The organism is Kribbella caucasensis, from assembly GCF_004361855.1.
Classification (GTDB): Bacteria; Actinomycetota; Actinomycetes; order Propionibacteriales; family Kribbellaceae; genus Kribbella; species Kribbella caucasensis.
The window spans coordinates 120,748-132,144 of record NZ_SNWQ01000007.1 but is presented as its reverse complement, the minus strand read 5'-3'; the positions used below and the strand labels follow the sequence as shown (position 1 = coordinate 132,144).

General features: G+C 69.0%; 11 protein-coding genes. 5 read left to right on the top strand and 6 right to left on the bottom strand.

Features of this window, described 5'->3' with window-relative positions; translation table 11 throughout:
- Nucleotides 1-259 precede the first annotated feature (259 nt).
- Nucleotides 260-1,396 carry a sensor histidine kinase gene (locus tag EV643_RS16300; protein ID WP_133800922.1) on the bottom strand — a complete coding sequence of 379 codons (1,137 nt, stop codon included), beginning with the start codon at nt 1,394-1,396 and terminating at the stop codon, nt 260-262.
- Entirely contained in the window at nt 1,393-2,091 is a 699-nt protein-coding gene (locus tag EV643_RS16295) for a response regulator transcription factor (RefSeq protein WP_166665460.1), read from the bottom strand. Before EV643_RS16295 ends, EV643_RS16300 begins: the two co-directional genes overlap by 4 nt.
- Before the next feature lie 123 nt (nt 2,092-2,214).
- Here EV643_RS16295 and EV643_RS16290 point away from each other — a divergent pair, with 123 nt between their 5' ends.
- The 4 genes from EV643_RS16290 to EV643_RS16275 are packed head-to-tail and all read left to right on the top strand — an operon-like array spanning nt 2,215 to nt 6,439.
- Nucleotides 2,215-2,874, top strand: a complete 660-nt coding sequence (locus EV643_RS16290) for a glycosyltransferase family 2 protein (protein WP_133800921.1) — start codon at nt 2,215-2,217, stop codon at nt 2,872-2,874.
- Nucleotides 2,871-4,142, top strand: a complete 1,272-nt coding sequence (locus EV643_RS16285; RefSeq protein WP_133800920.1) for a DUF2064 domain-containing protein — start codon at nt 2,871-2,873, stop codon at nt 4,140-4,142. The genes EV643_RS16290 and EV643_RS16285 overlap by 4 nt, the downstream gene beginning before the upstream one ends.
- Nucleotides 4,142-5,518 (top strand): MptA/MptB family glycosyltransferase, encoded by a 1,377-nt coding sequence (locus tag EV643_RS46695; protein WP_133800919.1) that lies wholly within the window; start codon nt 4,142-4,144, stop codon nt 5,516-5,518. The genes EV643_RS16285 and EV643_RS46695 overlap by 1 nt, the downstream gene beginning before the upstream one ends.
- A gap of 48 nt (nt 5,519-5,566) precedes the next feature.
- Nucleotides 5,567-6,439, top strand: a complete 873-nt coding sequence (locus tag EV643_RS16275; protein ID WP_133800918.1) for an ATP-grasp domain-containing protein — start codon at nt 5,567-5,569, stop codon at nt 6,437-6,439.
- Between the two features lie 7 nt (nt 6,440-6,446).
- Here EV643_RS16275 and EV643_RS16270 read toward each other — a convergent pair whose 3' ends face one another.
- On the bottom strand, nt 6,447-6,941 hold the full coding sequence (locus tag EV643_RS16270) for a hypothetical protein (RefSeq protein ID WP_133800917.1): 495 nt from the start codon (nt 6,939-6,941) through the stop codon (nt 6,447-6,449).
- Between the two features lie 33 nt (nt 6,942-6,974).
- On the opposite strand from EV643_RS16270, the gene EV643_RS16265 reads away from it, so the two are divergent.
- Nucleotides 6,975-7,901: a threonine ammonia-lyase gene (locus tag EV643_RS16265; RefSeq protein WP_133800916.1), complete on the top strand. Its 927-nt coding sequence runs from the start codon at nt 6,975-6,977 to the stop codon at nt 7,899-7,901.
- Here the strand turns inward: EV643_RS16265 and EV643_RS16260 are convergent.
- The 3 genes from EV643_RS16260 to EV643_RS16250 are packed head-to-tail and all read right to left on the bottom strand — an operon-like array spanning nt 7,898 to nt 11,386.
- A complete protein-coding gene (locus EV643_RS16260) occupies nt 7,898-9,373 on the bottom strand; it encodes an aldehyde dehydrogenase family protein (RefSeq protein ID WP_133800915.1) in 1,476 nt (491 codons plus the stop codon). The genes EV643_RS16265 and EV643_RS16260 overlap by 4 nt on opposite strands.
- Nucleotides 9,351-10,391 carry an ABC transporter ATP-binding protein gene (locus EV643_RS16255; protein ID WP_133800914.1) on the bottom strand — a complete coding sequence of 347 codons (1,041 nt, stop codon included), beginning with the start codon at nt 10,389-10,391 and terminating at the stop codon, nt 9,351-9,353. Before EV643_RS16255 ends, EV643_RS16260 begins: the two co-directional genes overlap by 23 nt.
- The gene (locus EV643_RS16250) at nt 10,388-11,386 is read right to left on the bottom strand and encodes an ABC transporter ATP-binding protein (RefSeq protein ID WP_133800913.1); all 999 of its coding nucleotides are present in this window, start codon (nt 11,384-11,386) and stop codon (nt 10,388-10,390) included. The genes EV643_RS16255 and EV643_RS16250 overlap by 4 nt, the downstream gene beginning before the upstream one ends.
- Nucleotides 11,387-11,397 lie beyond the last annotated feature (11 nt).

Genomic DNA, 11,397 nt, shown 5'->3' with positions numbered 1-11,397 from the left:
CACCTCATCACTGGCCGGGACGGAAGCACGGGTGACTAGGCGGGTCACGGGGCTGGCCAGCGACCGCTACATCGCTCACCGCCGCCCGGCGTTACGTGACGTGCACCATGTACTAGCTCGCGACCAAACCATTGACATGGCCGTCGACCATGCCGCTGGACTTCAGCTGGGGAAGGGGCAAGCCCGGCTACGAGCCAGCTCAACAACAACATCCAGTCGCACAGATAGTTGCGGCCAGGCCTGATCGGCTCGGCTGGCGTCAGCTGGTTGGCAGTTCGATTTCGAAGGTGCAGCCGCCGGTGACGTTGCTGACGGCGATGCTGCCTTCGTGGGACTCGACCACGCCGCGGGCGATCGCCAGGCCGAGGCCGCCGCCGGTGGTTCCGTTGGCGGGGGTGCGTTGCCGGTCGCCGCGCCAGCCGATGTCGAAGACGCGGTCCAGATCCTCGTCGGCGATCCCGCCGCAGCCGTCGGTGACCGCGAGCCGGACCCGTCCGTCCTGTTCGCGGCCGACGTCGAGCCGGACCGTCCCGCCGGGCTCGGTATGGCGGATCGCGTTGCCGACCAGGTTCGTCACCGCCCGGGTCAGCTCGTCCGCGTCACCGTGCACCGCGAGCCGATCGTCGTCGTCCGGCGTGGAGACCGCGAGCGTGACGCCTTCGGACCTCGCGTGTTCGGTCGTCTCACCGGCCACGTCCTCGGCGAGTTCGCGCAGGCTGACCGCGGTCCGCCGCCGTGGAGGTGGAGCCGTCGACAGCCGGGACAACTCGAACAGATCGTCCACCAGACCACTCATCCGATCCACCGTGGACCGCATCTGCCGAAGAGCTCCGGGTACGTCGTCGACCACGCCGTCCTCGAGCCCTTCGGCAACCGCGCGCAGCCCGGCCAGCGGCGTACGGAGGTCGTGGGACATGAAGGCAACCAGTTCGCGGCGGCTGGATTCGAGGGCCTGTTCGCGTTCGCGGGACGCGGCCAGCCGTTGCCGCGTCTGCTCAAGCTCATCGGTCAACGCGGCCAGCTCGGCCGGTACGCTGACCGACCCGCCGTCCGCGGCCGGCTCGTACGACGTACCGAGGTGGCGCAACCGGCGTCCGACGTCCCGGGATCCGGCGCTGATCCAGTGCGCGAGCAGGATCGACATCGCCAGCCCGAGCAGGCCGGAGAACGCCAACGTCCACAGCACCACCAACGAGTCGTGTGCGGAGATGAACATCGCCCGGACGCTCTGGCCGACCGCGGCGAGCGCGGCCGCCATCGGTGCGATCGCCACCACGATCATCGTGACCCGCAACGACCTGCGGCGGAACTGCCAGAGCACGAGGACACCGACCGCGGCGACGACCAGGGTCCAGAGCGCGGTCAGGCCGAGAATGGTGACGGTGTCGCGGTTCACGAGGACTCACCCACGAAGCGGTAGCCGGTCCGGGGCACGGTCAGCACCAGCCGTGGATCGGACGGATCCAGCTCGATCTTCTCCCGCAGCCGGCGGACGTGCACGGTGACGGTCGAGGAGTCGCCGAAGTCCCAGCCCCAGACCCGGCGGAGCAGCTCGGCCTTCGTGTACGCCTTGCCCGGATGCGCGACCAGGAACGCGAGCAGATCGAACTCGCGATGCGTCAGCGCGAGCTCCGCACCGTCCAGGAACGCGAGCCGGGCCGCGGTGTCGACGGTGATCGGTCCGGCGCTGAGCTTGGTCGGGGTGAGGTCGAGCCCGGCCAGGCGTTCCTCCCGGCGCAGCATCGCCTGCACCCGCAGGGTCAGCTCGCGCGGGCTGAACGGCTTGACCACGTAGTCGTCGGCGCCGACCTCCAACCCGACCAGCCGGTCCTCCTCCTCACCGCGGGCCGACAGCATGATCACGGCGGCGCCATCGTCGGCGGCCCGCATCCGGCGGAGTACCTCCAGCCCGGACAGGCCGGGCAGCATCACGTCGAGTACGACCACCGACGGCTTCCACTGCTGCCAGACCTCGACCGCCTTCACGCCGTCGGCGACCACCCGGGCCTCGTACCCGGCCTTGGTCAGGTACGCCGAGACCACGTTCGACACCGTCGGGTCGTCGTCCACCACGAGCACACGTGTAGCCACGGCACGAGCGTAGAACCTCCAGACCGTTTGGTAGCGCCTTGTCGTCCACCGCGTTGCGCGACGTAAGCGAGCCGTAGCCGCTCCCGGCCCCATCGGACCGCTGGACTTCCCTACGGTCGAAAGGTGGCTCCTGCAGAGGTGGATCTGGTCCTGCCGTGCCTGAACGAGGCGGCGGCGTTGCCCTGGGTGCTCGGCCGGCTGCCGGACGGAGTACGGGCTGTTGTCGTCGACAACGGGTCCACGGACGGCTCGGCCGAGATCGCCGGCAGGTTGGGGGCGACGGTGGTCTCGTGCGAGCTCCGCGGATATGGAGCCGCCTGCCACGCCGGGTTGCTGGCTGCGACGGCGTCGGTGGTGGCCTTTCTGGACGCTGATGCTTCGCTGGATCCGCGGCAACTCGTGCGAGTGACCGAGCCGGTGCTGTCCGGGCGGTTCGACCTGATGCTCGGACGACGTCGGCCGGTCTCGCGTGAGGTGTGGCCGTGGCACTTGCGCCTGGCGAATGCCGAGCTGGCCCGCCGCATCCGTCGGCGTACGGGTGTCCGGCTGTACGACCTCGGACCGATGCGGGCGGCGCGACGGGAGGCGTTGCTGGGGTTGGGACTGGTCGACCGGCGGTCCGGGTATCCGTTGGAGACCGTGGTGAAGGCGGCCGACGCGGGGTGGCGGATCGCGGAGGTCGAGGTGGACTACTTGCCGCGATCGGGTCGGTCGAAGGTGACGGGCACCCCGCTCGGCGCAGTACGGGCGGTCAAGGACATGACGAAGGTGTTGTCCGCATGACGGCCGGCACGCTGATCGTGATCGCGAAGGAGCCGCTGCCCGGGCGGGTGAAGACGCGGTTGCTAACCGAGTTCACCGCCGATGAAGCGGCCGCTATTGCTCGGGCGTCGCTGGTCGACACGTTGGCCGCCGTACGCCAGACGCCTGTACTGCGTCGGGTGCTGGCGTTGGACGGGATCGCGGGCCCTTGGTTGCCGCCCGGGTTCTCGGTCGTCGGGCAGCGGGGTGATGGGTTGGACGAGCGGTTGGCCGCGGCGTTCGAGGACGCGTATGACGGGTTGCCGATGATGCTGGTGGGGATGGATACGCCGCAGGTGACTCCCGAACTGCTCGGGGTCGACTGGTCGGGTCACGATGCCGTGCTGGGGTTGACCGAGGATGGAGGCTACTGGGGTTTGGGTCTGCGGGTGCCCGATCGGCACGTGCTGCTCGGCGTACCGATGTCGACTGACCACACTGGCGCGGATCAGCTGTCCAGGTTGGAGGCGCTCGGGTATCGGGTGAAGTTGTTGCCGACTCTGCGCGACATGGACACGCCTCAGGATGCGGCGGTCCTGGCTGCGCGGTTCCCTGCGTTGCGGATGTCGCGGCTGCATCGGCGGTTGCAGCACTCCGCGCATCCGTCGGTGCTGTTCGAGCGGGCGCTCGACGGGGTACAGGTGGTTGCTACCGGCACCGATGGGCGGACGGTCGCGGCGCTGTCCGAGGTGGATCGGTGGCGCGCGCCGGCGGATGCCGTTGACCGGTTGGCGTTGAGCCGGTGCGAGGGTCCGGTACTGGACATCGGCTGCGGTCCGGGGCGAATCGTCACAGCCCTTGCCGAACGAGGGATCCCGGCGCTCGGTGTCGACATCTCCGCCCACGCGGTCCGGCTCACCACCCGGCGTGGTGCGCCGGCGCTGCGACGGCCGGTTCAGGAACCGCTGCCCGGCGAGGGGCGCTGGGGCAGCGTCCTGCTGATGGACGGCAACATCGGCATCGGCGAGGCGGTGGGCGAGTTGCTGCAACGCTGTGCCGAACTGGTCCGCCCGGACGGCCTCGTCCTGGTCGAGGTCGATCTGGACGACTCTCTCGACGACACCCGCCCGATCGTCCTCCGCAGCGCCGCCGGCCGACGCTCGAAGCCGTTGCCCTGGGCAAGAGTAGGCGCCCGCGCCGTACTCCGCCACGCCCACACCGCCGGCCTCCTCCCCACCGAAGACTGGCGCACCCCCACCCGAGCCTTCCTAACCTTCCGCCGCGCAACTACCCAACAACAGGTGTCGTGATGCCGCTCTGGGTTGGTGGTTTGATCGCCGCCGGGGCAACCACCGTAGTCATAGCCTCAGCTTCTGCCAGCTGGTTTCCCAACCTCGCCCTCCTCGCAGCCTGCCTACTCCTGGTAGCGCTTGCCTGGCTGCTGACCCGCCGGCCCGCCGGGCCGCACGTAGTACTCGGCATCGTGTTGTTCGCGGCGGTCTGCCAACTACCGGGGCTCACCCAACCGCCGATCACCAGCACCGACGCCTACCGCTACGTCTGGGACGGCCGGGTGCAACTCTCCGGCAGTTCGCCCTACTCCCACGTCCCCCTCGACGACGCCCTCGCCAACCTCCGCGACCCGATCCTGTTCCCCGGCCTCTCCCCCACCGACCGCTCCGGCGTCACCGGCCCGCCGCGCCTCCCCCACGACCCCGCAGCCCTCGCCACCCTCTCCGCCGACGACCCCCGCACCCTCATCAACCGCCCCAGCGTCCCCACCATCTACCCACCGATCGCCCAGGCCTACTTCACCGTCGTCGCCCTCCTGACCCCGTGGTCCGCCGGCACCTTCGGCCTCCAGTTCGCGGCCGCCGCACTCGCCGTAGCCCTCACCGCACTCCTCGCCACCGAACTCCGGCGAAGGAACCGCGACCCCCGCTGGGCGATCCTGTGGGGTTGGTCACCGATCGTCGCCCTCGAAGCCGGCAGCGCGGCCCACGTCGACGTCCTCGCCACCGCCCTGATCGTCGCCGCCGTACTGACCGCCGCCCGCCGCAAACCAGTGCTCACCGGCCTACTCCTAGGCGCCGCCGGCAGCGTCAAACTCATCCCCCTCCTCCTACTCCCCGCCTTCACCTCACTCCGACGACAGCGAACGACTCCATCGGTTGCCCTCGGCACCTTCGCGGCCTCCTACCTCCTCCACCTCCTCGCCGCCGGCACCCTGGTGATCGGCTTCCTGCCCGGCTACCTCACCCAGGAAGGCTTCTCCGACGGCAGCTCCCGCTCGGCGATTCTCGCGCTCCTGTTGCCTCCTGAGACCCGTCAGCTCACGGCCGCGATCCTGGCCGTCGCGCTGGCGCTGCTCGCGATCCACCGGCACGGACGTGAGCCGATCGCGGTCACCTGCTGCTGGTTGTACGGCGCCGCTCTGCTCGTGACCACGCCGACCTACCCGTGGTACGGGCTCCCGCTCATCGCCCTCGCTGTACTGGCCGGCCGGTTCGAGTGGCTCGCCGTACCGGTCGCCGCCTATCTGGCCTACGCGAGCTTCGGGCACGACGTACGGCAGGGCCTGATCCACCTGACCGCGGCCCTCATCGTCGGCATCGCGATCACCGTGCGTCACCGTTCACCAGCTGAAAAGCAGTTTGACGCACGCGTACGGGCCCTCGGACACTGATTCGGGCTCGCGGTCGCGGGTCCGACCGGCTGAACGGAAAGGCCCAGCGTGACCGTACGTATCGCACTAGCGACCTGCGCCGCCCACCCGGACCTGCACGAGGACGACTTCCCGCTCGTCGACGCGCTCCGCGCCGCCGGCCTGGACCCGGTCGCCGAGGTCTGGACCGACCCGTCGGTGGACTGGTCCTCGTACGACGGGGTGCTGCTGCGGTCCGTCTGGGACTACCACAAGCGGTACGACGAGTTCACCGGCTGGCTCGACCTGCTCGACAAGGGCGGCGTCCAGGTGTTCAACGACACCGACCTGATCCGCTGGAACGCCGACAAGCGCTACCTCCTCGACCTCCGCGAACGCGGTGTCGCGATCGTCCCCTCCCAGGTCGCCGCCGGTGCCTGTCTGCGCGAGGTGGTCGCCGGCCTCACCGGCCAGGAGATCGTGATCAAGCCGACCGTGAGTGCTTTGGCCCACAACACGATCCGCGGCGTCGCCGGTTCCCCAGAACTGGACCAGGCCATCGACGGACTCCCCGACGCGGTCTACCTGGTCCAGCCCTTCCAGCCCGAGATCGTGACGGACGGCGAGTGCTCCCTGATCTACCTCGGTGGCACGTACTCGCACGCCGTCGTCCAGCGCCCGGCAGCTGGTGACTACCGGGTCCAGTTCGAACACGGCGGCTCGGTCGAACCAGTCGACCCGCCGGCCGCGGTACGCGAGGCCGCCGAAGCGGCCCTGACCGCCGCGCCGACCCGCACCACCCCCATCTACGCCCGGGTCGACGGCATCCTCAAGGCCGGCCGCTTCCTCCTGATGGAACTCGAACTCATCGAGCCCTACCTCTTCCTCCCCCAGCACCCATCGGCGACCAATCGTCTCGCGGCCGTCGTGGCTGAACGGGTCACCGCCGGATGCCGTTCCTGATAAGGACTCATCGCTTGACCGGCCAGCCGGAGTCGGCGATGTAGGTGGGGTAGTCCGGGGAGTCGGGGTGGGACAGGACGTGTTCCACCCAGGAGCGGCGCTCGTGGTCGACGACCAGCAGCTCCCAGACACACGCGGTCGGGCCGTCCGGTGGAACCAGCTCGAAGGAGGTGGTCCCGAGGGCGGCCCGCAGCGTGCGCTGATAGAGGATGTCCAGTTGCCACCAGCCGAGGATCCCCCACAACGCCTCGGTGCCGGCATGCAGGATCAGGAACGCCGCGCCGGGCAGGCCGTCGACAGCGGGAAGGTGTTTCTCCGCCGCGTCCACCCCCGCCGCGATCTCGGGCTCCCCCGGTAGTTCACTGCCCGCCGAGATACCGGTCAGCTTGATCGTCCAGCCTGCTCGCTCGCGCGCACCCAGCCCACGGGTGAGGCGCGGCTCGTACGTCGCTATCGGCAGCGGTTCGCCTCGCTTCACTGCAACCCCCAACTCGTCGTTCACACACCCCGGTGTGAACGTGGATAGGCTCCGAGTATGCCGAGTCTTGATGAAGTGCGCGCCGCTGCCAGCCGATTGGCGGGACGGATTCACCGGACTCCGGTGCTGACCTCGTCGGCGCTGAACACCCTGTTCGGTGCGGAGCTGGAACTGAAGGCCGAGTTGTTCCAGAAAACGGGCAGCTTCAAGGTCCGCGGTCTGCTGTACAAGACCCTGCGGCTGACGGCCGAGGAGCGCGACCGCGGCGTGATCACGGTGTCGGCGGGCAACGCGGCCGGTGCCCTCGCCTGGGCGGCCCGGGATGCCGGTGTGCCCGCGACGGTGGTGATGGCGAAGACCGCGGTACCGGCCAAGGTGGCGGCGGCCCGCTCGTACGGCGCTCAGGTGGAACTCGTGGAGGGCGACCTGATCGCGGCGTACGAGGCGATCCGGGACGACCGCAAGCTGACCGGCGTGCACCCGTTCGACGACCTCGACGTGATCACCGGCCACGGCACCCTCGGCCTCGAGCTGATCGAGGAGCGGCCGGACGTAGGGACCGTGCTCGTCCCGGTCGGTGGTGGCGGACTGATCTCCGGAGTCGCGCTCGCGGTCAAACTGCTGAACCCCGGGATCCGCGTGATCGGTATCGAGCCGGAGACCGCGGACGTGGTCAGCCGCAGCCTCGAAGCGGGTGCACCGCAGAAGCTGCCGACCGCGAAGAGCATCGCCGACGGCCTGGCCGCGCCGGTCTGCGGCACGCACAACTTCGGCATCATCCAGCAGTACGTCGACCAGGTGGTGCGCGTCAGCGAGAACGCGCTGCTGGACGCCACCCGATTGGTGATGTCGCGGACCAAGCTCGCCCTCGAACCAGCCGCCGCGGCACCCTTCGCCGCCTTGCTGGAAGGCAAGATCCAACTCACCGGCCCCACCGCAGCCATCATCAGCGGCGGGAACCTCGATGTAGCGAAGGTCTTCTAGGCCCTGGCGGCTCGGCGGATGGCCACGACCTTCGGCTCGGAGAACGACTCGACAGCGCTCGTGACACCTTCCCGTCCGACACCCGAGCTCTTGAAACCCCCGAACGGCATCGCGTCGATGCGGAAATCCGAGCTGGAGTTGATCAGTACCGCGCCGACACGGAGCCGTTCCGCCACGTCGAGTGCCTGGTCGATGTCTTGCGTGAACACTCCCGCCTGCAGGCCGGTGTCCGCGTCGTTGGCGGCCTCGATCGCTGACGTGACGTCATCCCAGGGTTCCATCATCACGACTGGCCCGAAGACCTCGTGGCGCCACAGATCCGAGTCGTGCGGCATGTCGATGAGCACGGTAGGCGTGACGAACGCGCCCTCCCGGCTGCCACCGGTCCGCAGTACGGCGCCGTCCTTGACGGCCGCGGCCACCCGATGGATCACCTCGACCGCCGCCTCCTCGGTGATCATCGGACCGAGATCCGTGGCCGGATCCGACTTGGTGCCCACGCGAAGGGCCGATGCCAACGCGACGACTCGATCCAGCACCTCGTCGTACAACGGTTCGGCAATGAGCGCACGCTGGACGGACAGGCAGTTCTGACCCGCCACCCCGAACGCACCATCCACGATGGCCGCCGCCACCTCGGCTGGATCCGCATCGGCGAATGCGATCAACGCGTTGTTGCCGCCTAGCTCCATCAGCAGTTTCCGGGCGCGGCCTTGCCCGGCGATCTTGTCGGCGGTACGGCGTCCTCCCGTGAACGAGACGACATCCACGCGGTCGTCCGCGACCAGTGCACGCGCTGCCTCGAGACCTGTGAGTACAGCCAGATGAGATCCCGGAACACCGGCCTCCAGGAGGATGCCGGCCAGAGCGAACGCCGAGAGTGGCGTGAGCTCCGAGGGCTTCAGCACCACGGCGTTGCCGGCGAGCAAGGCGGGCCCGAGCTTGTGGGCCACCAGGTTCAGCGGATCGTTGTAGGGCGTGATGGCTGCCACGATGCCGACTGGTTCGCGGGTGAACCAGCCGACCCAGCCGGCACCGCGTTCGCTGTTGTCGAACGGAACCGTCCGTCCCTCGAGAGTGGAGGCTGCTTCGCCGGACAGTCGAAGAGTCTCGGCCGCGCGCCGCACCTCCGAACGTGCCTCACGGATCGTCTTCGACGACTCCGATGCGATGACCTCCGCGAGCTCTGGAGCCCTCTCGACCACCAGCCGAGCGGCCGTCGCCAGAGCTTCCCGCCGCGCCCACAGCGGCCAACTGGACCGGGGATACTCGCGGGCCAGATAGGTGACGGCCCGATCTGCCTCCGCTGCGCCCGCCTCGCAGACAACGTCCACGACCCGGCCTGTTTCGGGATCGGTCACGTCGAGCGTCCAAGGTCCCGAGGTCCAGTGACCTTCGAGATAGGCCGCACCCGGTGGCACGAAGACTTCGGAGAGGTCCGAGTGAGGTTCACACGCCGTCATTGACGTCATGCGGCTCCGTTCCTGTGATCTCGGCGAGCAGCTCACGGCTCTCGCTCCAGCGATGGCAGCGGACCTGATGCCCCGGCGCCACCTCGGCCAGCTGCGGTGCCTCCTCCCGGCATCGGTCGGTCGCCAATGGACACCTTGTGTTGAAGCGGCACCCAGCCGGCGGATGCACTGGAGATGGCGGCTCGCCCTGGGCGACGACCTGCTCGTCCCCCTTGACGTGCGTTGCCGCCGCGAGAAGCGCCAACGTGTACGGATGGCGCGCCCCGGTGAAGAGTTCCTCACGATCCGCCGTCTCGACGATCTGGCCCAGGTACATCACCGCGACCCGATCACTGGTCAGCCGGACGACGCGGAGATCGTGCGAGATGAGGACCATGGTGAGCTCGCGTTCACGCCGCAACTGGCTGATGAGGTTGAGCACCTTGGCCTGGACGGACGCGTCGAGGGCAGATGTCGGCTCGTCACACACGAGCAACGTAGGCTCCAGCAGCAGTGCCCGGGCGATCACGATCCGCTGGAGCTGACCACCTGAGCAGTCGGCGGGATACCGGTCGAGATACTCGGCCTCGAGGCCGACCTCCCGGAGTGCCTGGACGATCCGGGCCTCCCGCTCCGGGCCGTCTCCGATCCGGTGCTGCGCCAGCACGGCGGTCAGGCTCTGCCGGACCGTCATGCGCGGATCCATCACGGAGTGCGGGTCCTGGAAGACGATCTGCGCCTTGCGCCGGAAGGCCTTGTCATCCTTGCGTTTGAGGCTCGTGACCTGGACGCCGGCCACATCGACCTGTCCCGAATCGGGCTCCTGCAGGCCCAGCATGATCCGTGCGAGCGTGCTCTTGCCCGATCCGGACTCGCCGACGATCCCCAGGGATCGGCCGCCCTCGAGACTGATGGTCACATCGTCGACGGAGTGGACGAACTCCCGGCGGCCGAAGCCGCGCCGGCGCAGCGGGAAATGCTTGACGACGTTCTCCAACTTCACCAGCTCGGCCGTGGGCGCGATGGCGGTATCGGTCATGCTCCCTCCCTTTCCTCGGCCGTTCCCCAGCAACGGCATTCGTGCTCGGCCGGGGACCTCCCGATCGACAGCAGCACGGGTTCCCGCGCGTCACACACCTGCTCCAGGTGAGCTTCCTGAGTGAGGCCGCAGCGCGGACGGAACCGGCATCCGTGATCGAGCTCCCGTGCGGTGTCACTGCCGCCCGGTATGACGTACAGCTGCCCACTCGCGTCGGTCCTCAGCGTCGAGCACTCGATAAGTGCCTTCGTATACGGGTGCTCGGGCTGGGTCAGGATCTCGTCTGCCGTGCCCACCTCGACGACGCGGCCGGCATACATCACCGCGATCCGGTCGGCGATCGAGGAGACGACGTTGAGGTCGTGGGAAATGAAGAGCACGCTCATACCGAGCTCGCGCTTCTTCTGCTTCAGCAGTTGCAGGATCTGCGCCTCGACGGTGACGTCGAGCGCCGTGGTCGGCTCGTCGGCGATCAGCAGCGGCGGGGAGGCCGCGAGCGCGGTCGCGATCATCACGCGCTGCGCGAGCCCACCGGACAACTGATGCGGATAGGCCTGCGCCCGGCGGGCCGGCTCGTCGATGCCGACGTCCGCCAGCAGCTCGAGCACCCGTCGGCGCGCTTCCCGTCGGCTCATCCGCAGGTGCCGGACGAGCGGCTCCGCCACCTGGCTGCCGACCGTGGCCGTGGGGTCGAGCATCCGTCGAGGCTGCTGGAACAGCATCCCGATCCGGCCGCCGTGCAGCGTGTCGATCTCCCGGCGCCGTAGCGACGTCAGGTCGGTGCCCGCCAGCGTCATCCTCCCGGCGGACATCTCCAGGACGCGCGGAAGCATCTGCATGATCGACAGCGCGGTGAGGCTCTTTCCCGATCCGGACTCGCCGACGACTGCGAGCACCTCCCCCGGCGCCACCCGCAGGCTGACTCCGTCCAGCAGGCGCTTGGACGTCGTACGGGTGCTGACAGTGAGGCTGTCGATCTCGAGCAGGGGCTCCATGGGTTCCTCGG

What these genes read in the sequence shown, in the direction of transcription:
- EV643_RS16285 (WP_133800920.1), top strand. Translation starts at nt 2,871, where the DNA reads ATGACGGCCGGCACGCTGATCGTGATCGCGAAGGAGCCGCTGCCCGGG.
- EV643_RS46695 (WP_133800919.1), top strand. Translation starts at nt 4,142, where the DNA reads ATGCCGCTCTGGGTTGGTGGTTTGATCGCCGCCGGGGCAACCACCGTA.
- EV643_RS16265 (WP_133800916.1), top strand. Translation starts at nt 6,975, where the DNA reads ATGCCGAGTCTTGATGAAGTGCGCGCCGCTGCCAGCCGATTGGCGGGA.
- EV643_RS16260 (WP_133800915.1), bottom strand. Translation starts at nt 9,373, where the DNA reads ATGACGTCAATGACGGCGTGTGAACCTCACTCGGACCTCTCCGAAGTC.
- EV643_RS16255 (WP_133800914.1), bottom strand. Translation starts at nt 10,391, where the DNA reads ATGACCGATACCGCCATCGCGCCCACGGCCGAGCTGGTGAAGTTGGAG.
- EV643_RS16250 (WP_133800913.1), bottom strand. Translation starts at nt 11,386, where the DNA reads ATGGAGCCCCTGCTCGAGATCGACAGCCTCACTGTCAGCACCCGTACG.